We start from the raw sequence: 24,916 nt of genomic DNA on the forward strand, positions 1-24,916 counted from the left end.
CTCCAGAGTGGCTGTGGGTTACTTGGCGCGAGCGGCGAGCATGGCGTCGGCTTCTACGAAACGCATGCGGGCCCTGAACTCGCCCCAAAACTTCGCGTTTTCCAGTGGGTAAGCCGCGTAATCGGGCATGTCACGACCAACAACGCCAGCGGCGTACGTGACGCTGTAATCGTCAAAAAAGAGCTGAACGTTGGCCGCGAAGTAGTCGCGAACAGAGAGCCCAAAGCAGGTTCCATGACCGCCATATTCGTTTGCGCCAACTGGGAATGCAGGTTCTTTACCGGCATCCACGGCATGGCACTCAAAGCAGATGCCACCGGATTGCTCCGACTCTTCAACCAGACTGTGACACTTCAAGCACGACCCGAAGCGTTCGGGATCTGGGGGCTGAAAATCCATGGCTTTCTCCATTCGTTGATTGATCCAACAAAACTCGGCTGCACTCATCCTTTCCGCTGGTTGCCGTTGGGCGCGGAGGGGAGTGCATGCGGGTGGTGTCGAGGTGGAAGCCGCTTACGGCGGCAAGTCGGCTTGCTTTTGGCTCACTGCAAGCAGGTGTTCGACTCCCTAGTGAGATAGGGCTGCCATTCCTTGCTGCCGATACCCGACAAGGCTGGTCGAGAAATCATCTAGCCAGCGCTAGTAACACTGGCCTCACAGATCGGCTCTGTGGGTTGACGCAGGTGGGCGGTTATAGGCCGCAGTTTCGTCCGCATCCGTCTGCCCACTCGCTGAATGGGCAGAGGTGATGCATTCAGCCTTCGCGACTCATCTGCTCATGGCTGGCGTGCTCATCACTGCAAAACGGCAGGGATTCCCTCATGGAGCGCTTTCGCATGCCGTCAAAACCTATGAATTGGATGGTTCGGTAGATCGGTTTCTCTACCGGCTGGTAGCAGCGAGCGCATTTCACGGGTTGTTGAGTTGTTTGGTTCATGGCGTTGCTCCGGTTGTTTTCCCAATGCACCCGGGTAACCAGGTGCATCAGTGAAAAATTCCGTTTCTCCACCACGCGCATCGCCGGATTCATATCTCTGGCCAGGTCACACATTTCGTGTCCGGTGTTCTTCCTGGCTGGCTTGCGTGGTTTCGCGCACTCACATGTGGGAGTACGGCAGCTATCCAGAGGCTGCATGGGCGGCGATTTAGCTTCTTCCGACCCAGGTGATGGCCTGGGTACGTCGCGGTGGTCACGTCTGTTTGTTAAAGAGCGGTCAGGCCCTTTGAGGCCCTTCGCAGCAGGTCCCGATGTGGGGACTGGTCTGCGATGGGGTTAAATTAACCGCCGGTTTATACGCAGTCAATACCGCCGGTTAATTTATTTTTCGAGCTGGCGTCGTATGCTTGGTTTTTTGCTGGATATACATACAGTGTTTGGAGGCGGAAATGGCAAAGGCGAAAAAACAGGGGAATCCACTAGAGCGACAGGAAGTAAGCGGGATAGAGCGGCTTGGTCTGAGGGTCTCGTCAATGATCAATCACCCGGTTGCGCAGATTCAGCGCTGGGTAACGATCCATCGCTTGGATACAGACGGAGACAGGGAGTGGGAGGAGGTGATGGGCTTGCTGTCCGAGACTGACGGCATAGATATGACGTTCAACGACGATGAGTCGGTGACGCTGAGGTGGGAGGCGAGCGCCGAAGAGGATCGGCCGGTGGAGGTATACGAGCCGGTAGGAGAGCCGGCGCCTTTCTGACGAGCATGAAAAAGCCCGCTGAGTGGCGGGCTTATCTGATTGAAATATTACTACTGGGAAGGCCGGGCATTCCGTGCGACCGTGATGTCATCCACTGCTAGGACGTCAGTGCGGACAATTTTCTCCTTTTGCTCAGCCGAGTAATGGAAAATACGTAGAGGGCTTGAGTCGCGCAGCGAATCGAAAAGTTGATTTATTTTCTGCTGGTCGAACTTCGAGAGATCCACTCTGCCTGGAAATGTATAGTCCTGACCCGGAAGCCTAAGCGTCAACGACAGATACTCGGGATGACGCTTAATCATCTCGATATATACATCCTCCCGTCGCTCTTGGCGCGTCTTGATTGGCGGCTCCTGAGCTCGGATCTTATCGAGCTCATCAGCATTAAAGTGCTCGCCTTGAATATCTATGGATGAGGCATCCGGTGCCCCTATAACGATAGCTCGATAACCCTCAGCGGCTCGGTCCTTTATAGCTACCGCTTCTGGCGGGAGCCTGCTTGAGGCGAGGGCGTCAGCAAGTTTAGAAACCAGCGCGGCTTGAGTTTGAGAGGTCTTGTCTGCGCTTGCCAGCTTTGCCTTTTCCAGGTCGGAATGGTTCCAGCCGGTAAAAACCATGTAACCAGCAAAACACAGCACTGCAACAATCAGCAGCGCTGTGACTTGTCCGCCGCTCATTTTGTTCATGGGAAGGGCCGATATGATTTTGTTGAGAGCATTATCAAGCGGGCCCTGGCCATCAGTGCTTCCTTCGGTGATGTGGAAAATAAGCTCGAGCTCAGCCTTCTCGGCTGCCGTCAGCTTAGCAAGGGATGATGAGCCGTACCTAATTTCCGTATAGGCTCGCATCAACTGCTCTTGGAACTCGATAAGGCCCAGCATCAGCTTAGGCGTCAACGTACCCTTATATCGATCACCTTCCACCTTAACGTCGAAAATGGGCCAGCCTCTAAAGACGGGAAGCCCTCCGCCAAAATCACCAATCTGATCTAGGGAGCTTAGGAAAGATTCCGGCCCATCAACAAATACAACGTCCTTCATGGCGATCTGCTTCCTGCGAATTCTAAAGGTGCGGGGGGGCTGCTCCCCAGCAGAATAATTTCAGCATTTAACCGGCCGGGCTGGACGGCTCTCGATTGGTTAATAACGGGCTACGACAATAAGGCAGCGGCTAAACCAGGTGCGCATTCCACACCAGCAGCACACGCGCCAGAATGTGCGTGTCTTCGCGCCTTATCCGCTTGGGTGTATGCCGTGCGTTATCTGAAATGATTTCGAAATTGTCAGCGTCCGCGACCTGCATACGCTTGATGTACAGCAGGTCGTCCCACGAATACAGGTAGATGCCGTCACCGACGAAGTCCCTGATGCTGATATCGACGATCAAAGGGTCGCGATGCTTGATCGTCGGCTCCATCGACTGACCCCAGCCCGTGACAAGCTTGAGGTAGTTGTAATCCTCGTACTCAACACCAAGCTCGCGAAGATGCCTTTGACTGACGCGGATATCCTTGAGCATTTCGGGAAAGTCAGCTGCTTTTTGCCCATCTCCCATTGCGCCGCGGATGTCGTAGTGCGCAATTCTGATTTCGTCACCGACCAGGCCGGGGCGAGAAAAGTCAGCAGTGATGACATTGCTCGGCTCCTCAGCCGCAGCCAGAAGCCGATTCCGCGCTTCGTCTGACAGACCTTTTCCCTGCTTTGCCAGCATTTGACGAACCATATCGGCAGCCGAAGCGCTCTGCGTTGGAGCCTCCACGCGATCGGTCTCGCTCGTTAGTTCGCTTATCTCGTTCGCGAGCCTCCTGCTGAATTTTTCGATAGGCACTTCAAGCAGACGTGACAGCACGACCGCAAATTTCGCGTTTAACGGATTGGTGCCATTCAGGTACATCGCGACAGCTGCAGCAGAGATATCAGCCGCTTCTGCAAGACTTGCCTGGGTGAGTCCGAGGGCGTTCTTTTTCGCTACGAAAAGCGCCTTCGCGGCGTCGCATTCAGCTTTTAACTCTGGGGAAAGTTCTTTCTTTTTGCTCATCCGTGAAATTTAACCGTTGGTTAATTTATTTGCGGCAACCGGCGGTATTGCTAGAAAGCTAACCGGCGGTTAATATTGATCTCGAAAACACCATTCGAGATTTCCAGAATGAAGCAGATCCCACTTGCAGAGCTGGTTGCTACGAAAGGGCAGGCCTTTGCGGCCAAGGCTCTTGGGGTCAGCCCTGCCGCAATCAGTAAGGCCATCACGGCGGAGAGAAATATTTCCGTCACCTGCAATCTGGACGGGACCTTTGAAGCGCACGAGCTCAAGTCCTTTCCGGCGCAGACAGCTCTAAAGAAATCCGCCGCCTAACAAATTTCTATCGCAAGGAGCATGACCGCATGTACGCCAACCCCAAGCACCTGCATGACCGCGAGATCAAGGTCCGGGTCGATGAGGACACCTTCGATCTGATCCAGGCACTGGCGAAATTTCATCGCACGCAACGCGCCGTGTTGTGCCGTGAACTGCTGGAGGCCCAGCTGGCCGCCTTGTCTGCCGAGGATACAAGCGAACACAACGTGGCCTGAAGGCCCGAAGGAGGTCCCATGCCTATCGAACAGGTCGGCTTGGACCAGGGGCGGATGGCGCAACTTGAGCGGGAAGCAGAGAAAAGGGGAGTCACCCCCGAAGAACTGGCCGCCGAGTTGCTGCGTCGAGAACTGGCCAACCGAACCAAGCCCCGCAATCCGCGGGGAACCGTAGCACCGTTTTATCGCAAGGCCTGAGTAGGCCCTGAAACGTAACTGACAAGTCTTCATCCAGTCCCAACGCAGGGGAACACCTGATGGCCTATGACGACAAAGCCCACCGCCACGACCACCAGGTCAAGGTTCGTCTGGATGACGAAGATTTTCTTGAGCTCAAAGAGGTCGCGCACGAGCTGAAGCTTCAGCACAGCGTCCTGGCTCGCGAAATCATTCGGGCGGCCCTGGAGCTCAAGAAAGAGCAAGGGCTGCTCCCGCTGATTAACGAAAAAAAACTCAGAGCCTAATCAGGTCATAGGGGGATCGATGCCTATAGCAACGGAGCAGCGAAACGAAGTGGAGATAGGCCGGTTCAGAAAGAACGACTTCGAGGATCTCGAGAAGTGGGCCGAAGAGGCTGGCATCAGTACCGACGACCTGTCCTCGCAAATTGTCCGGATGGCTACGCAGTACCTCGCGCAGCGCCGCTCAAGACCCAGCGAGAACGTAGTCCCGTTTGGCCCTGTGGGATGACCGGTTTGTCCCTTATTAGGGACTCGAAAGAAATGGTCCCTGTTAAGGGATCGCCAAATCACAGACACAAAAAAGCCGGGATTGCGCCCCGGCTGATTCGATGCAACTAAGTGAGGCGATTATGCACACATCCACAAACACCGGCAACATCCGCGCCAATCACGCGACACACTTTCTGCAATCGCAAAACGTGTCGCGCACTTCTGCTGTAACCCCGTTCGATTTCCATGGTTCTCCGATCCGGGTTGTCGATGGTCAAGGCGAGCCCTGGTTCATTGCCAAGGACATCGCTGAAGCCTTGGGATACGCGAACACTTCGAAAGCCATCAATGCTCACTGCAAGGCGGTGAATACCTGCCATACCGAAATGGGAGGTCAGGTGCGGGCGGTGCAGATCATCCCAGAGCGAGATCTCTACCGACTGGTGATGAAGTCCAAGCTTCCATCTGCTGAGCAGTTCGAAGAATGGGTTGTCGGCCCGGTTCTGCCAAGCATCCGCAAGACTGGCAGCTTCTCAGTGCAGCCAACCAACAATTCCAAGATCGTCGGGGAGCTTGCCATCCTGGAGTGTTTCGACCGACTGCTCAAGCCGGCGCCGTCCAGCAAGATGATGATGCTGGCACAGATCGCCGCCAACAATGGGCTGGACGCCAAGTTCCTGCCCGGCTACGCCGTAGACGCTGCTCCTGACGCGACTGGCGGGACTTCCATGCCGACCAAGGCTGTCACCGCGCTGATCAAGGACAACGGAATCAGCAGCACTGCGCCCGGTTTCAATCGCGCCCTGGCGGGCCATGGCTTCCTCAAGACCATGCAGCGCAAGAACTCCAAGCAGGAAACGGTCGACTTCTGGTCTGTCACCGAGAAGGGCCTCAAGTACGGCAAGAACCTCACCAGCCCGCAATGTCCCCGCGAGACGCAGCCTCACTGGTACGTCGATCGCTTCCTCGAACTGGCCAAACTGGTCGGGAAGGCCTGATATGCAATTCACCGTCACGATCAATCAGGTGAAGGCGCTGGAGTGGGGGCTGAACTCTCAGCAAGCCCTGCTGTTCGCCTTCGTCTACGGCTGCCCGAGTTGGACCAAGCCAATCAAGACTGATGACGGGATCTTCTTCGCGCTGAGCAAGGCCAAGATCATTGAGGAGCTGCCGCTGCTCACCGACAAGCCAGATACCGCTTACCGCATGCTGAAGGCCCTGGAAGAGGCCGGTTTGATTGAGCTTTCCAGCACCTCGAACATCACTCTGTTTCGCCTGACCGAGAAAGCGGTCGAGTGGAACCAGAAGCTTGATGGGTCGGAAAAATATCCGACCCCGCCACAGAACAAAGGTCGGAAAAAAATCCGATCCACCTCGGAAAAAAATCCGAGCAAGGTCGGAGAAAAATCCGAGCAAGGGTCGGAAAAATCTCCGACAAATCAGGATACCAATCATCAGGTTACCAATCAGGATACCAGTCAGAGCTTGCAGGACGGTCCGGACAAGCCGGCCCGCAACCTGGTGCTGGTGGTTGATCGCACCGATGCTCCTCGGGTTGAGATCCCTGCCGACATGCCTGGCCCCAAAGACCCGTCCTGCAAAACCTTCAAGGTCTGGGCGAACTACGCCATGGCCTACCGCAAGCGCTACCACGGTGCATGGCCTGTGTGGAACGCCAAGGTCGGCGGACAGCTCGGCCAACTGATTGACCGCCTTGGCGCCGATGTCGCTCACCACGTCGCCGCGCACTACCTGAAAACTAGCGATGCCGCCGTTCTTCGCAAGTGCCACAGCCTCAACGAACTGCTCGCCAACGCCGAGAGCTACCACACCCAGTGGGTCACCGGTCAGCGTATCAACGGCACAACCGCCCGCCAGATGGAACGGACTGAGGCGAACGTCTCCGCCGCCGAGCAGGCTGCGCAGATGGTTTTGGCCAAACGCCAAGCAGGTGACCGCAATGAGTACCTTTGAGATGAATGACCAGCAGGTGGCCGGTCTGGCAGCGGCGATCTGCGCCACCGCTGAAGCCATGGGCCAGGAAATGAACCCAGGCACTGCCGCGATGATGGCTGAGGACCTCTGCGCTTACTCCGTGCCTGTCGTCAAGGCAGCGCTGAAGGCCTGTCGCTTCGAGGTGAAAGGCAAGCTGGCCATGGCTGACATTCTGCAACGTGTTCAGGCCGCCGACGGCCGCCCAGGCAAGGATGAGGCTTGGGCAATCGCCATGACGACGAACGACGAGTTCGAAACGGTGGTTCTGACCGACGAAATTCAACTGGCCCTGGCTGCCGCGAAACCTGTCCTCGATGCCGGCGATAAGGTCGGCGCGCGCATGGCTTTCAACAGCGCCTACGAGCGTTTGGTCGGCCAGGCCCGGGAGGACAACAAGCAGGTCAACTGGCACGTGTCTGTTGGCTTCGACGCCAACCGCCGTGTGCAGGCGATCAGCAAGGCTGCGCAGATGCAGCGCATACCCCAGGAGCGCGCTCAGCAGTACTTGGCAGACCTGAGCGTTGCACCGGTTACCGAAGACGGCCGGGCAGTGGTAGCGCTGCTCACCGGTGAGGTTGCACGGCCATCACCAAAGCTGCGCGCCAAGCTCGCGGCCGTGAAGGATTCGATGCTCGCCATGCGGAGAGCGTCGGCCGAGGAAAAAACAGAACTGCGAATTCAGGCAGCCAACGAGCTGGCTGATCGCCGGGCACTGCTGATTCAGCAGGCTGAACAACTGGAAGCAAGGAGAGCGGCGCAATGACGATCGATAAACAGAAACTCCAGAAGCTGCTTTGGTCCGATGTCGCCGCTTGGAAGTCTGGGTGTGATTCGTGGAAAGACGCCTCTGAGGCCCTTGGCGATTTCCTCGGCGAAAAGACCGTTGAGGAAGTGGCGCTTGAACTGCTCGATGAAAATGACCGACTGACAAAGCTGCTCGGTGAAACCATCGGCGGACTGGCGAGCAAGGTGGCAGGTAATGACTGACCGAATCAGTGTCAACTGCCAGGCCAAGCTCTCCGAAGCCATTACCGCACTCAGCGCCATGTACCGCGACAAGAAGTTCGTGGTTGTGTCGTTGCGCCCGGGTAAGGACCGCACCCTCGATCAAAACGCCCTGTGGTTCGCGATGTACAAGCGCATTTCCGAGATGACCCAGATCGGCGATGAGGCCGATGCCCGTCGGTACTGCAAGCTGCACTTCGGCGTGCAGATCCTTCTGAATGAGGATGCCGGGTTTCAGGCGGAGTGGTATCGGGTGATGCGCCATCTGCCTTACGAAACGAAGCTGGCCATGATGGGCGGCTGCAAGCTGTTCGGGCCAGACGGATTCCCGGTGACCAGCCTGTTCAATCGCGCCCAGGGTATCCAGTACACAGACCGCATGGCTGCCTACTTCACCGGCCACGGCGTGGTTTTCACTGACCTGCTGAGCAAGGAGGCTGCATGAGCCATCAATTCAAGCCGAACGACCATGCTCTAACGCTCGTCTCGAAGTATCAAATCCCAGCGATGTCCGAAGTCGAACTGGTCATCTTCAGGCTCAAAGGGCAGAAAGCAGAAGAGCCCGATGGGCAGCTATGGGTGGCGCCCCATGATGGTTGGATCGTCGGTCGAGATGGGGAGGATGGCTACGGGTTTTTCAAGCCTCAGCAACTCATGCCCCTGCGCGGTGACTTCAAACCTGAGCAGCAGAAAGCCAAGGAGGCCGAGCCATGCCTGTAGCGCCCAAGGATCGGAAGAAGAAAATCTGCGGTAACCCGGCGTGCGGCATCAGCTTCCCGCCGCAGCGTCTGGGGCAGGCGGTGTGCAGTCCCAAGTGTGGCCTGGCCATCAAGGACGTGAATCAGGAGAGGGCGCGTAAGTCGCTGGTCCAGATCGAACGTCGCGAGATCAAGGTCCGCAAGGAAAAGCTGAAGAGCAGGGCGGAACACCTGCGCGAAGCCCAGGCCGCGGTGAACGAGTACGTCCGCCTGCGTGACGCTCATCTGCCGTGCATCAGCTGCGACTCGCTGCCGAGCGACCATGACCTGATGACGGGCAGCCGCTGGGACGCTGGGCATTACCGGTCTGTTGGGGCCTGCCCGGAACTGCGCTTCGAGCCCCTGAACATCCACCGGCAATGCGTGAAGTGCAATCGGAACCTATCCGGTAACGCGGTCGAGTACCGCATCCGGTTGGTGAAGCGCATCGGCGCCGACAAGGTGGATTGGCTGGAAGGGCCTCATTCGGCCCGCAAGTACACCGTCGACGAGATCAAAACCATCAAGGCCGACTACCGGGCACTGACCAAAGAATTGAAGGGAGCAGCAGCATGAAGATCAATTCTGCACGCCAGGCATGGCATGACTGCACGTACAACCCGGCCCCGGGCCAGACCTCCGACGCGGCCGAGCTGGGCGTTGTAGTCCAGAGCACCGAGCGCGGGCCAACTGCGAATCACGCAGTGCACGGGGCATTGGCAGGCCAGATTCAATCGGCGATCGCTCGTCTTCACCGCCAGCTCCGCGCGTTCGGCAATGCCATGTATGCGGCCGAGCCGACCGATGATGACCGGGAAGAGGCGGAAGAGGCGGTGTTCAATCTGGCGTGCACCCGGGCGCCGCGCATGACCGCAGACAAAAGGGAGCGAGCCGAGTACGTGGCCAAGGGGGTATTCCGTCGCTACCGCTACATGCACCAGGGTGGCCAGTCGGCCAACGATGACCCGCTGATCAAGCCTGAGCTGTTCAGGACCTGGATGAATGCCGAGTACGGGATAAAGCTTCCATCCGCTGCATGGGGTCGAGACTGGGAGCCGTTTGTTCAGCTCTGCTTTGACGCCTGCTATGACATCGACGCGAAGGCGCTGAGCCCGATCGGGGGAGTGATTTACAAGATGAGAGAGGCTGCTTGACTTCCCGCACGGCTGAGGGCATCATTTCGCCATATTGAGTATTTTGCCTACGGCAACTTGCTCCACTAACCCTGCTTTCGAGCGGGGTTTTTTGCGTCCCGAGAAAACCCAACCTGCAAGGAAATGCCGATGATGAAGCAACTCACGATGTATCTGGGGTTGGCGTTCGCCGCCTGCCTGTCCTGTTTCTCTGCGACTGCGTTCGCGGAGCCGCTGCGAGCTGTCAGCTACCACCTGGCAGTGATGTCCGAGCCGCAAGGTGTCGCGATGCAGCGACTGGACCTGACCCTGGCCATGTGGCGAACGGGTAGCCAGTCGGATGACGAGGGCCTCAAAAGTAACCTGCGCGCGTCCAGCAATCACTTCGTGATGACCACGTTCAAGGCCTCGCCCGACGGTGTCGGACTGACGCCCTGCTGAATACGTCTGGTTGCAATGGAAAAAGCCCGCACATGCCGCGGGCTTTTTTGTACCGCCGAGGAAAGCAGCTACCCGAGTGGACGCTTTCCCGGATGTACAGATTCAACATGTTCCGTTGGGCTGATCGTCTAGCCCCAATAGGCCCTCATTCGGGCCTCTGCATCCGCAGGGGGCTTCCCGTATCTGGCACCCACGCCATCGTCTTTGCTCCGAGCGGATGAGAGAGGCGGGGAGTGCCGGACCAATCACAACGCCGAGATACCGAGGCGCCATGAGATATCAATCTATGTCAGAGCCCGGCCCACTCACCGCCGCTGGCGGTATCGCGCTGTACAAGCTGGGGGCGTTTGGATTTGTGGCCGTCCTGGCTGCCGTCGTCGTTATGGCGATGACCCTACCAAAGACCGTACGCGAGTTCGTCGTCGCAATGATCAGCACGTCGGTGTCCAGCATCTGCGGCGGCGCCTTCGTCGTCCGGTGGCTGGGCCTTGGCTCCTGGGCGAATGACGACGTCGGGGTGATCGCCCTGGGCGGAATCATCTTCGTGTGTGGCCTACCCGCATGGGTATTGGTTCGCGCCTGGTTCAAGTGGGCCGAGAAGCGCCGGGACAAAGACCTGACCGAGATAGCCAGTGATCTTGCCGAACTGCGCAAAGCGGTAACCGGTGCCAACCAACAACAGAATCCGTAAGGGGATGACCATGCAGCTGATCGAAAACTGGAAACAAGCGCTGAGCATGACCAGCGTTCAGGCGGGCGGCGCAGTTGCTGTGCTGGGTATCGCTGAGCAACTGATGCCATCGCTGCAAGCCGTGCTGCCACCGGTGGCCTATGGCGTGCTAGGCGTTCTGGTGATGATTGCCCGGGTGATCCTTCAGCCGAAGCTGAGCAAGTAGGTCGCGATACGTTTCGCGAGTCAGAAAATTGTGTCGCGACCTGCGACGAGGAATCTCCATGGACAATCAGCACAAGAAAATCACCGGTTACCGCGACCTGACTCAATCGGAAATCGACGGCATGAACTCGATCAAGGCGCTTGAGGCTGACGCCGGTGAGCTGTTCAAGCAGATCGGCCAGATTGAAGGCGTTGACCCGCGCCTGTTGGCATTGGCGAAGACCAACTTGCAGCAGGGCTTCATGTGGTTCGTTCGCTCGATCGCCAAACCCGCCGACCCGTTCAGCTGATGAGCAACGTAACGCGTCTTCATCACGCACTACCGTTGAGCAACGACATCAACAAGGCACTGACCGAGCTGGATAGCGCGATCGCCAAGGCCATCGACGCTGCGAAGGCTGCCGGCCTGCCTCAGGGGCTGATCGTCGCAGAGCTGCACGGGCACGCCCATGCGCAAACCCACTTGATGGTGAAGGCATGACCGCAGAAATCCATGACATCGCCGACCAGCGCCCGCACCTGACGGTTGCGGCTGATGACGGTGTCCACGTGCTGCCTTGTGATCTGTTGCGTTCGGTGATCGCCGGCAATAAGCCATCGACCATCCTGAGCGAGCCGGTTCTGCGCCGGATCATTGAAGAGTGGTTCCAGAGGGTAACGGCATGACGACCATTGCCTACAAAGACGGTGTGATCGCATACGACTCGCGCGTTACTCGCGGCTCTCTCATCGACCACGACGACTACGAGAAGCTCATCCATAGGAATGGGCATCAGTTCCTGTTCACGGGTTGCGGTGCGGACTTTGCCGCCCTGATGGATGAGTTCTTCGGCGTGAAGGTCAGCGATAAGCCGCTAGATGCGAACGGGCTGGTCGTCACCAATGGCAGGCTTTGCCAGATTGGTCGCGATGTCGAGAGCGGCTTCTGGATGGACGAGGTATGGATGGAGCGTGCGTTTGCCATCGGCAGCGGACGCGACTTCGCACTCGCTGCGATGGATATGGGGGCAACTGCCAAGGAAGCTGTCGAGGCAGCGGCAAAGCGTGATGTCTATACCGGCGGCACGATCCGCACACTGATCATCAACGAGGGGATGGCTGATGCAAAGACCAATGCCCCCGGCGTCACTGCTTGAGCTGTCTGAACTTTCCGACTTCGGCATCCGCCTAATCCCGGCTCCCGAAGTGTGGGGCTGGCTCCAGTCAGAGATCCTTGCCGACACCGGCAGCATTCACAACGAAGACCACGCTCACCTGCTGGATGCAGACATCCAGGTTATGTGGGCTTCGTCGAGCTTCGAGAAGCAGGGCCGCACGGTCCTGGGCCAGGCCGAACAGGTAGCGTTCCGCGCTGGTGGTTGGCAGAAAGCCCGGATGGAGCAACAGATGCGTGATTGGTTCGGCGATGTGCCGACCTACATCATCACCCTGGCTGCCGATTACTGCGCCCAGTGCTCCGATGCCGACTTCTGTGCGTTGGTTGAGCACGAGCTCTATCACATCGCCCAGGCCAGGGATCAGTACGGCGCTCCAAGGTTCACGCAGGAAGGATTACCCAAACTGGAGATGCGCGGCCATGACGTCGAAGAGTTCGTCGGTGTCGTCCGCCGCTACGGTGCGAGTCCTGACGTTCAAGCGTTGGTGGACGCCGCAAACAAGCCTGCTGAGGTGGGGAAATTGAACATATCGAGGGCCTGCGGAACCTGTCTGCTCAAATCGGCCTGATTCTTGACAGGCTCTAGACGGATGAGAATTTATGGCAGCCCTGAAAAATGAGGTGAAGAGCTTCATCGTTCAGGCCCTGGCGTGCTTTGACACACCGTCCCAAGTGGTGGATGCCGTCAAGAACGAATACGGGGTTGTCGTGACCCGCCAGCAGGTGGAGACACACGACCCCACCAAATCTGCAGGGAAGGGGCTTGCTGCGAAGTGGGTGACGCTGTTTCACGACACACGCAAGCGCTTCCGTGAAGAAACCGCCGAGATCCCGATCGCCAACCGAGCGTACCGGCTCCGAGCCCTTGGCCGCATGGCTGAGAAAGCTGAGAACATGAAGAACATGGCGTTGACTGCTCAGCTATTGGAGCAGGCCGCCAAGGAAGTCGGTGACGTGTATGTCAACCGGCAGACCAAGAATGAAAACCCCCATGACAATCTGGCGCCTATTCGGGTGCAGGTCGACGTGGTGGACGCGAGGAAGCCTGATGCCGAGCCTTAATGTGCCTCAGGCCAACTTCCTGCGCATGGATACCAAGTTCCGCGGCTTTGTGGCTGGCTTCGGCTCGGGCAAGACGTGGGTAGGCTGCGCGGCACTGTGTAAGCACGTATGGGAGTGGCCCCGGATCAACTCCGGCTACTTCGCCCCGACTTACCCGCAGATCCGCGACATCTTCTTCCCGACGATCGAGGAAGTCGCCTGCGACTGGGGCCTGAAGGTCAAGACGAAGGAGAGCGACAAGGAAGTCGAGTTCTACAGCGGCGGCCAGTACCGCAGCACGACCATATGCCGATCCATGGAGAAGCCGCAGACCATTGTCGGCTTCAAGATCGGGCACGCTCTGGTCGACGAGCTCGATGTTCTGCCGAAACTCAAGGCCGAGCACGCCTGGCGCAAGATAATTGCCCGGATGCGTTACAACGAGCCCGGCCTGAAGAATGGCGTGGACGTAACGACGACCCCCGAGGGGTTCAAGTTCGTTTACCAGCAGTTCGTGAAGCAACTGCGCGAGAAGCCGGCACTGAAGGGTATGTATGGGCTTGTTCAGGCCAGCACGTTCGACAACGAACTGAACCTGCCTGCCGACTACATCCCGTCGCTGATGGAGTCGTACCCGCCGCAGCTGATCCTGGCCTATCTGAACGGTCAGTTCGTCAACCTGAACGCCGGGTCGATCTATCACGCCTACGACCGCAAGCTGAATGCCTGTTTCGACACCGTAGAGCCGGGCGAGCCGTTGTATATCGGCATGGACTTCAACGTCGGCAAGATGGCGGCGATCACGCACGTCAAGCGCGCCGATGGCAGGCCTCGGGCGGTGGATGAACTGATCGATGGCTTTGACACCCCGGACATGATCCGGCGCATCAAGGAGCGCTACTGGCGGCACAACGGCAAGGACTACGAGAAAACCTGCGAAATCCGGATCTACCCGGACGCATCGGGCGGCTCCCGAAAGTCGGTGAATGCCAGCGAGACCGATATCGCCATCCTTCGTCAGGCCGGATTCAGCGTGATCGCTCCGGACTCAAACCCGCCGGTGAAGGACCGCATCAACGCCATGAACGCCATGTTCTGCAACGCCAATGGCGAGCGCCGGTATCTGATCAACCCTCTCCGCTGCCCGACATACGCGGACGGCATTGAGCAGCAGGTATGGGCGCCCAATGGTGAGCCTGACAAAAAGTCCGGCGTTGACCACGCGAACGACGCAGGCGGCTACTTCATTCACCACGACTACCCGATCAGCAGGCCGATCACCCATATCCCCGTCACATTCACCTTCTGAGGCCTTCCATGGCGAATTACAGCGATCAGCGGCAGGAATATGCCGACGCCAAGCCTGGCTGGCTTCTGGTGAAGCGATGCGTCAAGGGCGCACGCGAGGTGCGAAAGCACGACGAATACCTTCCGATGCCTGATCCTACGGACACTTCGTCGGAGAACCAGGCTCGTTACAAGCAGCTCAAGAAACGGGCGATGTTCCTGAATATCACCGGGCGCACCCGGGCCGGTCTGCTGGGCGCTGTGTTCCGCAAGACTGCCGAACTTGGGCTGCCGACCGAAGTTGAATACCTGAAAGAGAACGCCAGCGGCGACGGTACCAGCCTTGAGCAGCTGTCGAAGAAGGCTGTCGGCGAATGCCTGGACACCGGGCGCGGCGGTTTCCTGGTCGATTACCCGAAGGTTGAAGCGGCCAGCGGCGTTTCGTCCATGGCGGATGCGGCCAAGCAGAAAGCCCTGATTCATTTCTACGACGCCGAGTCGATCATCGACTGGGACGAGCAGGTTATCGACGGCGTGAAGCACCTGGTCTATGTCAACCTGCAGGAATGCGTGTCGAAGTTCGATGCCGCCCAGCTGTCCCGCGAAGAGTACAAGCAGAATCGCGTGTTGCTGCTGATCGACGGAAAGTATGAGCAGCGGGTCTACAAGGAAGGCAGCGAGGACTTCACTCCGACGAATCCGACCGACAAGAACGGCCGACCATTCGATCACATCCCGTTCAGCTTCTTCGGCTCCGAGAACAACGACGCCGACATCGACAAGTCGCCGCTCGAAGACTTGGCCGACGTGAACATCCTGCACTATGGCAACTCGGCCACGGTGGAAGAGTCGGGCTTCATCAGCAGCCAGCCGACGCTGTTCCTGACCACGGACATTTCCCCGGATGAGTTCGTAAAGCTCAACCCGACCGGGATGCGCATCGGCAGTCGCCGCGGTTACAACCTCGGCAAGACCGGTAGTGCAACACTGGTACAGGCCGAGGCAACGCAGCTTACTCGGGAGCTGATGAAGGACAAGCAAGAGCAAATGGTGATGATCGGTGCTCGCATCGTCCAGCAGGGCGGCGGCAACGAAACGGCCGAGGCTGCGCGAATCCGTTACAGCTCGGACAATTCGATCCTTGGCACCGTGGCCGGCAACGTCTCCGAGGCGCTGAAGCGGGCCATTCTGGACGCTGAGCGTTTCATGATCGGCGAGCCAAACGAGAAGGACACCGTGTTCTGGCTCAATCAGGCTTTCTTCGATGAGGTGATGACCGCTCAAGACATCCTGGCACAAGTCCAGTTGTGGCAGCAGGGCGTCATCGCCAAGAAAGACCTGCGCACCAACCTGCGTCAGTCGGGAACGATCGAGGCTGATCGCACCGACGAGGACATCGACGACGACATCGAGGCGACTGCTCCGGTGGTCGGTAACGTTGTATGAGTGCCCAGGGCTTCCTGGTTGATGCGGCAACCCGTCACCAGATCTACGTCCAGCGCTACGCCGGCGGCAACCTGAAGCGGGCAGCCAAGTTCATCAGCAAGGCGATCAACACCGCCAAGGAGCGTGTAGCGGCTGGATTGAGCGCCTACGGAACCAAGCGGTATGCCTCGCAGATTGCCGCGCTGTCCGGTGATCTGGCGGCTATCTACGGCGACATGAAGGGCCAGGTCGTCATGGATCTGACCGACTTCGGCGCCTATGAGGCCGAATTCAACGTGACCATGCTCGGAAAGGCGGTCAAGGCGGTCGTTCAGTTCAATGTCCCAGCGCCTGAAATGGTCGCCGCGGCTGCGCTGGCCGACCCGCTGGAGCTGGAGGCGCGCAAGGGGCTGCAACGGATCAGCATCAGCGGCGCGCTTGACCAGTTCGGGACCAAGAAGGCCGCCGAGATCATCGGCGAGATCCAGATCGGCTCTGCCTTGGGCGAGACCAGTCAGCAGATCAGCGGGCGACTCTCAAGCGTGCACCAGATGCAGCAGGATCAGGCGTCGGCATTGGTGCGCACCATGACCAACCACGTCTCGTCGACGGCGCGCATGGAAGTGCTGAAGGTGAACGACGACATCCTCGAAGGGTGGACAGCAATAGCCACTCTGGACGGTCACACGACGCCGTACTGCCGCAGCATTGATCAGAAGTGGTTCCCTTTCGACGCGCCGAAGCCGCCGTTTCACTGGAGCTGCCGGACAAGCTTCGTTCCGCGCATCAAGCCGGAATACGCCCGCGAGATCAAAGGCTCCACGCGCCCTGCTGTCGGGCCGGACGGGGCTGAACTGGTGTCGAGCAAGACCACCTATCAGGAATGGCTGTCCCGCCAGCCTGCATCGTTTCAGCGCGACGTGCTGGGGCCGAATCGTTACGAGCTTTTCACGAAGGGCGAGTTAACCCTGGATAAGTTCGTGGACGACGCTGGCCGAACGCTCACGTTGCAGCAGCTGAAAGACCTGGAGCCGGCGGCATTCGAGCGTGCCGGCCTATAACCCAAGCTCAGCCTGTGCGCAGGCCGGAGGATTTATGAAAATCATCGAATACCGCGTTCGCCCGGTAACTCGCTACATCGTCACTCGCTACACCGAAGAGGCGGTAAGTGATCCTGGTTCGTCCGGGGCCAGTTCCGTGTTGATCGGCGAGTTCCCCAGCGGAGCAGCCGCCGATTCCGTGGCAGATGCCATGGTGACCGCTGACCAGTCGCACGGTCTGAATGCCACGCGACAGCGCTCTGGGCTCAGTCTGGGCGAAGTTATCAGTGGTCAGCGGATTGACGGGTAGTAGTTACAAATCACCACGCCTCGCAAATGCGGGGCTTTTTTATGTCCGCAGGCAGGGCTCGCACCAAGTCTCTGGGAGTCAACGCCAAGCCGTTCTGTGAACGCGTCGTTGTTTCGTGATCGTTGACGGAGGGAACGGATCTGCATATACAGTCCGTTCTTTCACTGTTTTGTTTCGGTAAGTCATGAGCGAAGAACGAGATATTCCAGAGCCCGAGCACGACCACCTGCTCGATCATGAATTCCATGATGACGAGTCATGGGTTGAAGAAGACGCTCAGGCAATTGTTGACGAAGAAGATGATGACGTTGATTTTCTTGATCAGATAGATCAGGACGACTGACACGGCAATATTGAACACCCAAAGGGCCCGTCCTCCGCGCGGCCCTACTTGCTTTGAATCAAACCCTGGCAGCCGCCGGGGTTTTTTATGCCAACGATTTACACGGGCCTCGTCAATGACGGGGCCTTTTCATATCTGCGGGCCGGGTCCGCAATTCGTCTCTGGGAGACAGCAATGACCTTGAAATTCCAACTGGACACCCTCGAAGGCGTCGATGAAGCCACTCAAGCCATGTACGTCGAGAAGGGCGGCAAGTACGTCCTGAACATCGAAGGCTTGCCGCAGCCTGAAGACGTGACCGGCCTCAAGGCCAAGGTCGACGAACTGCTTGGCGAGAAAAAGGCCGCCGAGAAGAAGGCTCGCGAAGCTGAAGAGGCTGCACGCTTGGAGCGTGAAGAGCTGGCCCGCAAGTCCGGAAACGTCGAGGAGCTGGAGCGATCCTGGTCCGAGAAGTACGCCCGCCGCGAGGCTGAGCTGAACGGCTTGCTCGAACAAGAGCGGGGCAGTCTCGGCGGCCAGATTCGGGATCTGACCGTAGGTCGCACCGCTACCGATATCGCCACCACTCTGGCCATCCCAGGCAGCGCCAAGGCATTGCTCCCCCATATCGAACGCCGACTGAGCGTCGAGCAGCGAGACGGCAAACCCACCGTCGTCGTGCTGGACGCCTCCGGCAAGCTCTCGGCGGCAACGCTGGACGAGCTGAAAGCAGAATTCACCAACGATCCGGCCTTCGGTCCGCTGATCGCTGGCAGCAAAGCATCTGGCGGCGGGGCCGGCGGTGCAGGGAAAGGCGGCGGGGCCGCACAAGGCAACATCGGCGGCACCAAGGAAGAGCGCACCAAAGCGCTCGCAAGTCGCTTCGCAGACCTCCCACTCAAGTAAGGATTGACCTATGTCTCTCGCTCAAATGCAGGTGTTTAACGATTTCATCATGCCGGCCACTCTGGAAACTCTGGACCAGATGACCGCGGCGTTCAACGCTGCCAGCAATGGCGCGATTGTGATTTCCGCAGAAGGCTTCACTGGCGATTTCCTGCAGGAATCGTTCTTCCAGAACTTGGGCGCTGCCCAGCGACGTGTTGACCGTTACGCAGCCAACGGCGCCGTATCCGCAACCGATCTTACCGAGCTGAAAAACTCGTCCGTCAAGGTTGCCGGTGGCTTCGGCCCATTGCGCTACGAGCCGGCTCAGATGACCTGGCTGCAGCGCCCAACCGTTCAGGGCATCGAGGTCGCATCCCGCGCCTTCGCCGAGGTCCTGCTGAAGGACCAGCTGAACACCGCAATCGCCGCTCTGGTTGCTGCAATCACCGCCCAAGCTGGTGCCACCAACGACGTATCGGCCACCGCCGGTATCACTCAGGCTGCCTTGAACAACGCTCACGCCAAGTTCGGCGATGCCTCGCAGAACCTGGTTGCTCAGGTCATGCAGGGCACCACCTGGCACAAACTGGTAGGTCAGGCGATTGCAAACTCGACCAACCTGTTCGTCGCCGGCAACGTCCGCGTCGTCGACATTCTCGGCAAAGTGACCGTCGTAACCGACGCCCCGTCGCTGATGCAGGCCGGCACCCCGAATAAAGAGATCATCCTGTCTCTGGTTCCGGGCGCAGCCCTGGTTCAAGACAGCCGCGACCAGGTGTCGAACGTCGAAACCACCAACGGCAAGGGTCGAATCGAGACCACCATCCAAACCGATTATTCCTTCGGTCTGGGCCTGAAGGGTTACACCTGGGATACCACCAACGGCGGCGCATCGCCTACCGACGCCGAGCTGGCCACCGGTACCAACTGGGACAAAACCGCCGCCAGCATCAAGCACACCGCCGGTGTCGCTCTGATCGGTGACGCTTCCAAGTAACCCACTGAATGCCGCGCCGGGGCAGCCTGGCGCGGCCGAGGATCAAACATGACCGATAAAAACATCTGGTATCTGCCAGGCCCGTTTCACCGCTACAAAGACGACGTGAAGGCCATCGCCAAGAAGGCAGGTCTGCGCATCGTCGACGCCAACGTGACCGAGAGTCGCGAAGGTGAATGCGAGAAGCCGCCGAAGGTGACTCTCAAGGAATTGCCGGCACCGGCCGAGCTGGTGGTCGAGGTTTCGCTGTCGCAGGTCGAGGTCGAGCTGCAAGAGACTATCGGCAACCTGAATGCAGAGCGTGACGGGCTGCGCGGGCTGATCGAATCCCTCGAAGGCGCGAGCCCTCTGGAGCACCCGGGCGCTGGCGAACTGCCAATCCGCCTGTTCGACGCGCTGACCAAGATCCACGCCGGCTTTACCGATCTGGCCAGCAGTCGCGATGAGCTATCCCGTAAGCGCGACATCCTGCTGGCTGAGGTCGATGCGCTGAAGAAGGCTGAAGCTGATCGCATCGAGAAGGCCGCCAAGGCCAAGCCTGACTCCAAGCCGTAATACCGGGGCTACGGCCCCACTCATTCAACCGGAGGCCGGATGGCTACCTACATCACCGTGGTCGACGTGGACACCATCCTCGGCACCAGCTGGACGACTCCAGATAAGAAAGATCGCGCCGTCATGCAGGCCAATGCCTATCTGACCTCGTTTAACCTCTCCGGCGTCGATATGGATGCAATCCCTGAAGAGGTCAAGCAGGCCGGCGCCGAGCTGGCCAAGTGTGCTGCCGATGGCGTCCTGTACCAGCAGCAGTCGTCTGGCTCGCTGGAGGCCAAGACCGTCAAGGCAGGATCGGTAACGACCTCGAAGACGTTCGGCGCGATCGATTCCAGCTCTACCAAGGCCCAGGCCGAGGGCATCCAGTTCGCTCTGGCGCTGCTGAACCCCTGGCTTCGGTCGTCCTTCGGCTTCGACGTGTGCAGGTGACCCATGGGAATGCGCGAAGAGATCCAGGCTGATCTGGCTGAGGCGTTCGACACTGATCTGGCCGACGCGGTTGTGCCGTTCAGTGGCGGCATTACGCTGCCAGGTACGTGGGACCCGGTAGAGGAAACCAGTACCGACCCGGTAGTCATCGCCTACACCGGGCGCGGCGTGATTGACGCGTTCAAGGCCCAGGCCGTGGACGGAATCAATATCCTCGCGACCGACCAGCTGCTGATCGCGCTCACCAACGAAACGACCGGAACGCCCGCTGTAGGCCACAAGATCAACGGGTTCGACGTGAAAAACGTCCAGAAGGATCCGGTCGGCGCTACCTACGAGATCCAGCTGAGGAAGACGTAAATGAACGCCAAAGCCGGATGGAGCCATAGCCTGCGCGACTTCGCCGACCAGATCGACGAGGACGTGACGCAGCATGTGCGCGTGATCGCCATGGCCATGCTGACCGAAGTCGTCAACCGATCGCCCGTGGGTAACCCGGATTTGTGGAAGGCGAACGCCGAGCTGCGAGCGGAGAACACGGCCCTGGCCGATGCCTACGACGCCAACGTCGACGCCCGCAACGCGACCAACCCCGGCAAGAAGCAGTTCAAGAAGCTGACCCAGCGTGAGCGGAAAGAGAACTTCTTTGTCGATGCCAAGGCCGCCGGCAAGGGCTACATCGGCGGGACATTCCGCGGCAGCCACATCGTTTCGGTGGGCGCGCCTGATTTCACGGTCGTCGAAAACGTCGACCCGTCCGGCCGCGACACCATCAACAAAGGCGCGATGATGATCAAGGCGTCAGGGAATTACCCCGTGATCTACATCCAGACGAACAGCCCCTACGGCGAAATGCTCGAGCTCGGGCATTCGACCCAGGCCCCGGGCGGCGTCTATGACCTGGCCTGGATCGGCGTATCAGAGGCCTACCGATGACCTATGAAGACATCCGCAAGCTGATCACGGCGCGCATGGTCGCCTTTGCCGGCCTGCCGCAGTCGAGCATCGACTACCCGAACACTACGACCTTCACACCACCGGCTACCGGCCTCTGGTGCCGCCTGAACATCCAGCACGCAACGCCCTTCATGGCTGGCATGGCTGACAAGCCGTACACCCGCAAGCCTGGTCAGATCAGCATCCAATGCTTCGCCCGGGTCGGCACCGGCACCAAGGCGATCAACGTCCTGTCGGATCAGCTCGAAGCGCACTTTGCCTACTGGCAATCGGGCGACCTCGAATGCCTGGAGGCAGGCCAGATCCCGGCCGGCGAGTTCGATGGCTTCTATCAGGTCAACGTAAACATCCGGTTCCGCGCCGGCTGAGGATTACACATGAGCGAAGTAACGAAAGAACTACACCGCAGCCTTATCAGGGCCGCGAAAGGCGCTCTTGCTGCTTGGGAGCGATGGCTGGTAGCGAAGGAGAAGGGCGATGAAGGTTCGAGTTGACGGAAGGCTGGTCGAGCGCGAGCACTACGTTGTTCATGATCAGACAAGCACGCGATCCGGATTCGGCTTCAGCCTTCCCAGGGAGGAACCAGAGCTTCTGGATGGCGAGCAAGTCCTCTGGATGCTTGGCGATCCAATTCCCACGATCATTCAGCTAAACGAAACAGTTTAAATCTACCCAACTTCACCGGGCACGCTGACCAGACCCGCCGCAAGGCCTCTCTGCTCATCACGCCTCCCCGGATCAATTGATCTAAGGAGGCTCCGATGAGTTCGGGCGCAAAAGTAACCAGCTACATCATCCCCGAGGTGACGCCCGGCGTTACTCCCGGCTCCGGCACCTGGGACACGCTACGGCTGACCGGCAATGCCATGACCCCGACCGTCAACACGGCGACCAGCGACGAGATCACCGACTCGCGCATCAGCCAGGGTTCGGTCGTGACCAGTACCGACATCGGCGGCGACCTGACGGGCGAACTGTCCTACGGCAGCTTCGACAAGCTGATGGAGGCTGCTTTCTACGGCGCATGGACCGGCAACGTCCTGACCGTGGGCGACGTGCGCCACACCTTCAGCATCGCCAAGAACTACATGGACGTGGGCGTTTACTCCCTGTTCAAGGGCGTGCACATCCCGACCTTTGCCCTGGACATCCCGAGCGACGGCAAGATCACCGTCACCTTCGGCACCGCCTGCCTGGACTACACCGACAGCGACACGCCGCTCGTGGTCTCGCCGGCAGCCCCGACCACAACCCCGTTCTTGTCGAATGGCAACGTCGGCACGCTTCTGGTGGATGGCGCATCGCTGGAAGGCCAGGCCTGCGTCTCGGCCATGACCATCAGTCTCGACAACGGCCTGCAAGCTCAGCGCTGCATCGGCACCGACAAGATGGGTCCGGGTGCGCAGATCGCCACCGAGGCGGCCATCACCGGCACCATCACGCTGGCCTGGTCGGCGAAGGCCTGGTCGATCTGGAAGAACACCTTCACCCGCAAGCCGGTGGCGGTCGAGTTCCCGATCACCGACAGCGTGGGCAACAAGTACACCTTCAGTTTCCCGGCGGTGGAAGTCGACGGCGAGCTGCCGAGCGGCGGTAAGCGCGACCTGATCGAGGTAACGCTGAACTACACCGTGGCCAAGCTCGCCCCGACCATCACCCGCGCGCCATACGTGGCCCCGACCAGCGTCAGCGTGGCCCCGGGCACTGCGACCATTGCCGTCGCTGGCACTCAGCAGCTGACCGCGACCGTGGCACCGGCCGGCGCTCCGCAAGGCGTCAACTGGACCAGCGGTTCCCCGAGCAAGGCGACCGTCAGCTCGACTGGCCTGGTCACTGGCGTGGCATCCGGCTCGGCGGTCATCACCGCGACCAGCAAGTACGACGGCACGAAGCTCGGCACCGCGAACATCACCGTTTCCTAACATCGATTCACCCCTTGACTGCCCCGGCACCAACGCCAGCCGGGGCGGTCCTTTTCGGCGTGGCGTGAGGAGTCACTATGGCTTTGCGGCTGACCAAGAAAGACCAGAACACCTCGGAGACCAAGTGGGTCGCGTATGACGACGACACCAAGGTGCTGCTGGCACGAATTGATAACCCTGAGTACGCGGTCGCCCTTGAGCGCGAACGCCGCAAACTGCGCAGCGCTGACGCCCAGTTCGGCGTAGGCGTCGTGGGCGTGATCGACGGCGAGACGACCGAGCACCAGACCCAGTGCCGACTGCTGAGCCAGTTCATCGTCAAGGACTGGGCCGGCGTGCAGGATACGGACGGTAACCCGCTGGCATACAGCGCCGAAGTTGCCGAGCAGATGCTGGACACCAACCTCAAATTCTTCCTGTTCGTTCTGCGTGAGGCGTCGACATCGGCCGTGGAGGCGCAAAAGGCCTTGGCTGAGACCGTGGGAAAGTCGTTGCCCGCTTCGAGTGGGAGCGAGAGTGGGGTGGAGACACCGAAAAGCGCCGACTGATCTACCAGCGGTTGAACATGGTGGTCCCGGATGAACCGGAAACGGACCCGATGACCAGCTATCTGCTGAGCACGTTTCGCAACATCACTCGCGGGCGCCGGTTTATCTCGTCGATGGCTGGCGCCTTCCCGCTGCCGCTGTCGGCCCGAGAGATCACGGACTGGCTGGAAGCGCACCCGCCGGCCATGCCGCGCAGCGAGATCGACGAGGTGGTCTACACCCTCGATGCGCTATGCCTCAAGGCAGAAGAGGAAGACTGAACCGTCCCTGTGTGATGCTATATTGCCCGTATCATACAAGGGAGAAACGGAATGTTCAGGATTGCAGCGGTTGTGTTGGCGCTGGTCACTCTTGGCGGGTGCGCCTCTGGCACCCAAAACCTGCACAAGTACGGCGAGCCAGGACTTGACGGCAATTACCTTAAGTCATTCGAGGTGAGCGGGTCAGGCCCGGCGGCACCCGGAAAGATAGCCATGTGCGCCGCCAGCGCTGTCAGGAATGACCCGGTATCGCTCAGCGACTCGTCGAAAACCTTTTTGGGCGTGCACACGGGCAACTATTACCAGGCCGGAACCAACCGTGAAGTCGGTGGCGGCGGCGCCATTCAGTACGTGGCGCCCGATGAGTCCAGTGTCGTAGCCAAGGGCGAGACCGGCTACACAAGTGCCATGGTTTCGCGATCCGTGCGGTACACCGTGACCATCAAGAATTCCGGACCTGAAAGGAAGTACCTGTTCGCCGGCATTCAGCAAGCGCAGCTCGATACCGGCTCTATGGTCAACGCTGGCTACAGTCCCGTGCATGTGATGATGGGCGGCGGCTCTGAGGATGTCGCGCGCTCGCTGAGTGCTGTTGCTGAAGAGATCGAGACCTGCATTCGATAAGGTCAACAAA

General features: G+C 59.2%; 43 protein-coding genes. 39 read left to right on the forward strand and 4 right to left on the reverse strand.

Annotated features, from left to right (window positions below):
* Window positions 1–18 precede the first annotated feature (18 nt).
* A complete protein-coding gene (locus Q8X48_RS13005) occupies window positions 19–399 on the reverse strand; it encodes a hypothetical protein (protein WP_407800282.1) in 381 nt (126 codons plus the stop codon).
* A gap of 355 nt (window positions 400–754) precedes the next feature.
* On the reverse strand, window positions 755–1,051 hold the full coding sequence (locus tag Q8X48_RS13010; RefSeq protein WP_407800283.1) for a hypothetical protein: 297 nt from the start codon (window positions 1,049–1,051) through the stop codon (window positions 755–757).
* Window positions 1,052–1,386: 335 nt separating this feature from the next.
* On the opposite strand from Q8X48_RS13010, the gene Q8X48_RS13015 reads away from it, so the two are divergent.
* On the forward strand, window positions 1,387–1,698 hold the full coding sequence (locus Q8X48_RS13015; protein ID WP_407800284.1) for a DUF1654 domain-containing protein: 312 nt from the start codon (window positions 1,387–1,389) through the stop codon (window positions 1,696–1,698).
* Between the two features lie 50 nt (window positions 1,699–1,748).
* Here Q8X48_RS13015 and Q8X48_RS13020 read toward each other — a convergent pair whose 3' ends face one another.
* Together Q8X48_RS13020 and Q8X48_RS13025 are read right to left on the reverse strand one after the other, a co-directional pair.
* Entirely contained in the window at window positions 1,749–2,738 is a 990-nt protein-coding gene (locus Q8X48_RS13020; RefSeq protein ID WP_407800285.1) for a hypothetical protein, read from the reverse strand.
* A 130-nt stretch (window positions 2,739–2,868) separates the two neighbouring features.
* Window positions 2,869–3,735 carry a S24 family peptidase gene (locus tag Q8X48_RS13025; protein ID WP_407800286.1) on the reverse strand — a complete coding sequence of 289 codons (867 nt, stop codon included), beginning with the start codon at window positions 3,733–3,735 and terminating at the stop codon, window positions 2,869–2,871.
* Window positions 3,736–3,843: 108 nt separating this feature from the next.
* On the opposite strand from Q8X48_RS13025, the gene Q8X48_RS13030 reads away from it, so the two are divergent.
* The 38 genes from Q8X48_RS13030 (at window position 3,844) to Q8X48_RS13215 (ending at window position 24,906) form a co-directional block, all read left to right on the forward strand.
* Window positions 3,844–4,050: a Cro/CI family transcriptional regulator gene (locus Q8X48_RS13030; RefSeq protein ID WP_407800288.1), complete on the forward strand. Its 207-nt coding sequence runs from the start codon at window positions 3,844–3,846 to the stop codon at window positions 4,048–4,050.
* 29 nt (window positions 4,051–4,079) lie between these two features.
* The gene (locus Q8X48_RS13035; protein WP_095967503.1) at window positions 4,080–4,268 is read left to right on the forward strand and encodes a hypothetical protein; all 189 of its coding nucleotides are present in this window, start codon (window positions 4,080–4,082) and stop codon (window positions 4,266–4,268) included.
* Between the two features lie 18 nt (window positions 4,269–4,286).
* On the forward strand, window positions 4,287–4,466 hold the full coding sequence (locus Q8X48_RS13040) for a hypothetical protein (RefSeq protein WP_095967504.1): 180 nt from the start codon (window positions 4,287–4,289) through the stop codon (window positions 4,464–4,466).
* A 59-nt stretch (window positions 4,467–4,525) separates the two neighbouring features.
* Window positions 4,526–4,732, forward strand: coding sequence for a hypothetical protein (locus Q8X48_RS13045; RefSeq protein WP_407800289.1), 207 nt, complete (start codon window positions 4,526–4,528; stop codon window positions 4,730–4,732).
* 347 nt (window positions 4,733–5,079) lie between these two features.
* Complete coding sequence (locus Q8X48_RS13050; RefSeq protein WP_407800290.1) at window positions 5,080–5,937, forward strand: BRO-N domain-containing protein; 858 nt, start codon at window positions 5,080–5,082, stop codon at window positions 5,935–5,937.
* 1 nt (window position 5,938) lies between these two features.
* Window positions 5,939–6,913: a phage replication protein gene (locus Q8X48_RS13055; protein ID WP_407800291.1), complete on the forward strand. Its 975-nt coding sequence runs from the start codon at window positions 5,939–5,941 to the stop codon at window positions 6,911–6,913.
* Window positions 6,900–7,697 (forward strand): hypothetical protein, encoded by a 798-nt coding sequence (locus Q8X48_RS13060; protein WP_407800292.1) that lies wholly within the window; start codon window positions 6,900–6,902, stop codon window positions 7,695–7,697. The genes Q8X48_RS13055 and Q8X48_RS13060 overlap by 14 nt, the downstream gene beginning before the upstream one ends.
* Entirely contained in the window at window positions 7,694–7,921 is a 228-nt protein-coding gene (locus Q8X48_RS13065) for a hypothetical protein (RefSeq protein ID WP_407800293.1), read from the forward strand. Before Q8X48_RS13060 ends, Q8X48_RS13065 begins: the two co-directional genes overlap by 4 nt.
* Complete coding sequence (locus Q8X48_RS13070; RefSeq protein ID WP_407800294.1) at window positions 7,914–8,384, forward strand: hypothetical protein; 471 nt, start codon at window positions 7,914–7,916, stop codon at window positions 8,382–8,384. The genes Q8X48_RS13065 and Q8X48_RS13070 overlap by 8 nt, the downstream gene beginning before the upstream one ends.
* Complete coding sequence (locus Q8X48_RS13075; protein ID WP_407800295.1) at window positions 8,381–8,659, forward strand: hypothetical protein; 279 nt, start codon at window positions 8,381–8,383, stop codon at window positions 8,657–8,659. Before Q8X48_RS13070 ends, Q8X48_RS13075 begins: the two co-directional genes overlap by 4 nt.
* Window positions 8,650–9,252, forward strand: coding sequence for a recombination protein NinG (locus Q8X48_RS13080; RefSeq protein WP_407800296.1), 603 nt, complete (start codon window positions 8,650–8,652; stop codon window positions 9,250–9,252). Before Q8X48_RS13075 ends, Q8X48_RS13080 begins: the two co-directional genes overlap by 10 nt.
* On the forward strand, window positions 9,249–9,830 hold the full coding sequence (locus tag Q8X48_RS13085; protein ID WP_407800298.1) for a hypothetical protein: 582 nt from the start codon (window positions 9,249–9,251) through the stop codon (window positions 9,828–9,830). Before Q8X48_RS13080 ends, Q8X48_RS13085 begins: the two co-directional genes overlap by 4 nt.
* 129 nt (window positions 9,831–9,959) lie before the next feature.
* Window positions 9,960–10,250: a hypothetical protein gene (locus tag Q8X48_RS13090; protein WP_407800299.1), complete on the forward strand. Its 291-nt coding sequence runs from the start codon at window positions 9,960–9,962 to the stop codon at window positions 10,248–10,250.
* 271 nt (window positions 10,251–10,521) lie between these two features.
* Window positions 10,522–10,941 carry a hypothetical protein gene (locus tag Q8X48_RS13095; protein ID WP_407800300.1) on the forward strand — a complete coding sequence of 140 codons (420 nt, stop codon included), beginning with the start codon at window positions 10,522–10,524 and terminating at the stop codon, window positions 10,939–10,941.
* Between the two features lie 10 nt (window positions 10,942–10,951).
* Window positions 10,952–11,146 carry a DUF7940 domain-containing protein gene (locus Q8X48_RS13100; protein WP_407800302.1) on the forward strand — a complete coding sequence of 65 codons (195 nt, stop codon included), beginning with the start codon at window positions 10,952–10,954 and terminating at the stop codon, window positions 11,144–11,146.
* Between the two features lie 58 nt (window positions 11,147–11,204).
* Window positions 11,205–11,435 carry an Acb2/Tad1 domain-containing protein gene (locus Q8X48_RS13105; protein ID WP_004573849.1) on the forward strand — a complete coding sequence of 77 codons (231 nt, stop codon included), beginning with the start codon at window positions 11,205–11,207 and terminating at the stop codon, window positions 11,433–11,435.
* Window positions 11,435–11,626: a hypothetical protein gene (locus tag Q8X48_RS13110; RefSeq protein ID WP_407800304.1), complete on the forward strand. Its 192-nt coding sequence runs from the start codon at window positions 11,435–11,437 to the stop codon at window positions 11,624–11,626. The genes Q8X48_RS13105 and Q8X48_RS13110 overlap by 1 nt, the downstream gene beginning before the upstream one ends.
* Entirely contained in the window at window positions 11,623–11,811 is a 189-nt protein-coding gene (locus Q8X48_RS13115; RefSeq protein ID WP_407800306.1) for a hypothetical protein, read from the forward strand. Before Q8X48_RS13110 ends, Q8X48_RS13115 begins: the two co-directional genes overlap by 4 nt.
* Complete coding sequence (locus Q8X48_RS13120) at window positions 11,808–12,281, forward strand: proteasome subunit beta (RefSeq protein WP_407800307.1); 474 nt, start codon at window positions 11,808–11,810, stop codon at window positions 12,279–12,281. The genes Q8X48_RS13115 and Q8X48_RS13120 overlap by 4 nt, the downstream gene beginning before the upstream one ends.
* A complete protein-coding gene (locus Q8X48_RS13125; RefSeq protein ID WP_407800308.1) occupies window positions 12,247–12,870 on the forward strand; it encodes a putative metallopeptidase in 624 nt (207 codons plus the stop codon). The genes Q8X48_RS13120 and Q8X48_RS13125 overlap by 35 nt, the downstream gene beginning before the upstream one ends.
* Window positions 12,871–12,901: 31 nt before the next feature.
* Window positions 12,902–13,363 (forward strand): DUF2280 domain-containing protein, encoded by a 462-nt coding sequence (locus tag Q8X48_RS13130; RefSeq protein WP_407800309.1) that lies wholly within the window; start codon window positions 12,902–12,904, stop codon window positions 13,361–13,363.
* Window positions 13,350–14,651, forward strand: a complete 1,302-nt coding sequence (locus tag Q8X48_RS13135) for a terminase large subunit domain-containing protein (protein ID WP_407800310.1) — start codon at window positions 13,350–13,352, stop codon at window positions 14,649–14,651. The genes Q8X48_RS13130 and Q8X48_RS13135 overlap by 14 nt, the downstream gene beginning before the upstream one ends.
* Window positions 14,652–14,659: 8 nt before the next feature.
* Window positions 14,660–16,075 carry a DUF4055 domain-containing protein gene (locus Q8X48_RS13140; protein WP_407800312.1) on the forward strand — a complete coding sequence of 472 codons (1,416 nt, stop codon included), beginning with the start codon at window positions 14,660–14,662 and terminating at the stop codon, window positions 16,073–16,075.
* Window positions 16,072–17,115: a phage minor head protein gene (locus tag Q8X48_RS13145; protein WP_407800314.1), complete on the forward strand. Its 1,044-nt coding sequence runs from the start codon at window positions 16,072–16,074 to the stop codon at window positions 17,113–17,115. The genes Q8X48_RS13140 and Q8X48_RS13145 overlap by 4 nt, the downstream gene beginning before the upstream one ends.
* A 34-nt stretch (window positions 17,116–17,149) precedes the next feature.
* A complete protein-coding gene (locus Q8X48_RS13150) occupies window positions 17,150–17,404 on the forward strand; it encodes a hypothetical protein (protein WP_407800316.1) in 255 nt (84 codons plus the stop codon).
* Window positions 17,405–17,588: 184 nt separating this feature from the next.
* Window positions 17,589–17,747, forward strand: a complete 159-nt coding sequence (locus tag Q8X48_RS13155; protein ID WP_172435756.1) for a hypothetical protein — start codon at window positions 17,589–17,591, stop codon at window positions 17,745–17,747.
* 174 nt (window positions 17,748–17,921) lie between these two features.
* Window positions 17,922–18,632 carry a hypothetical protein gene (locus tag Q8X48_RS13160; RefSeq protein WP_095967525.1) on the forward strand — a complete coding sequence of 237 codons (711 nt, stop codon included), beginning with the start codon at window positions 17,922–17,924 and terminating at the stop codon, window positions 18,630–18,632.
* Between the two features lie 10 nt (window positions 18,633–18,642).
* Window positions 18,643–19,611: a major capsid protein gene (locus tag Q8X48_RS13165; protein ID WP_407800318.1), complete on the forward strand. Its 969-nt coding sequence runs from the start codon at window positions 18,643–18,645 to the stop codon at window positions 19,609–19,611.
* Window positions 19,612–19,659: 48 nt separating this feature from the next.
* On the forward strand, window positions 19,660–20,166 hold the full coding sequence (locus Q8X48_RS13170; RefSeq protein ID WP_407800320.1) for a hypothetical protein: 507 nt from the start codon (window positions 19,660–19,662) through the stop codon (window positions 20,164–20,166).
* Window positions 20,167–20,205: 39 nt separating this feature from the next.
* Window positions 20,206–20,595, forward strand: coding sequence for a protein singed (locus tag Q8X48_RS13175; protein WP_407800321.1), 390 nt, complete (start codon window positions 20,206–20,208; stop codon window positions 20,593–20,595).
* Between the two features lie 3 nt (window positions 20,596–20,598).
* A complete protein-coding gene (locus Q8X48_RS13180; RefSeq protein ID WP_407800323.1) occupies window positions 20,599–20,955 on the forward strand; it encodes a hypothetical protein in 357 nt (118 codons plus the stop codon).
* Window positions 20,956–21,531: an HK97 gp10 family phage protein gene (locus Q8X48_RS13185; protein WP_407800325.1), complete on the forward strand. Its 576-nt coding sequence runs from the start codon at window positions 20,956–20,958 to the stop codon at window positions 21,529–21,531.
* Window positions 21,528–21,920 carry a phage tail terminator-like protein gene (locus Q8X48_RS13190; protein WP_407800326.1) on the forward strand — a complete coding sequence of 131 codons (393 nt, stop codon included), beginning with the start codon at window positions 21,528–21,530 and terminating at the stop codon, window positions 21,918–21,920. The genes Q8X48_RS13185 and Q8X48_RS13190 overlap by 4 nt, the downstream gene beginning before the upstream one ends.
* A 109-nt stretch (window positions 21,921–22,029) precedes the next feature.
* A complete protein-coding gene (locus Q8X48_RS13195) occupies window positions 22,030–22,218 on the forward strand; it encodes a hypothetical protein (protein WP_407800327.1) in 189 nt (62 codons plus the stop codon).
* A 95-nt stretch (window positions 22,219–22,313) separates the two neighbouring features.
* On the forward strand, window positions 22,314–23,474 hold the full coding sequence (locus tag Q8X48_RS13200) for a phage tail tube protein (RefSeq protein WP_407800329.1): 1,161 nt from the start codon (window positions 22,314–22,316) through the stop codon (window positions 23,472–23,474).
* Window positions 23,475–23,551: 77 nt separating this feature from the next.
* Window positions 23,552–24,022 carry a hypothetical protein gene (locus Q8X48_RS13205; RefSeq protein ID WP_407800331.1) on the forward strand — a complete coding sequence of 157 codons (471 nt, stop codon included), beginning with the start codon at window positions 23,552–23,554 and terminating at the stop codon, window positions 24,020–24,022.
* A 17-nt stretch (window positions 24,023–24,039) separates the two neighbouring features.
* The gene (locus tag Q8X48_RS13210) at window positions 24,040–24,282 is read left to right on the forward strand and encodes a hypothetical protein (RefSeq protein WP_407800332.1); all 243 of its coding nucleotides are present in this window, start codon (window positions 24,040–24,042) and stop codon (window positions 24,280–24,282) included.
* A 51-nt stretch (window positions 24,283–24,333) separates the two neighbouring features.
* Window positions 24,334–24,906: a hypothetical protein gene (locus Q8X48_RS13215; protein WP_407800333.1), complete on the forward strand. Its 573-nt coding sequence runs from the start codon at window positions 24,334–24,336 to the stop codon at window positions 24,904–24,906.
* Window positions 24,907–24,916 lie beyond the last annotated feature (10 nt).

It is taken from the genome of Pseudomonas sp. QLc11A (assembly GCF_052112305.1).
Classification (GTDB): Bacteria; Pseudomonadota; Gammaproteobacteria; order Pseudomonadales; family Pseudomonadaceae; genus Aquipseudomonas; species Aquipseudomonas laurylsulfatiphila.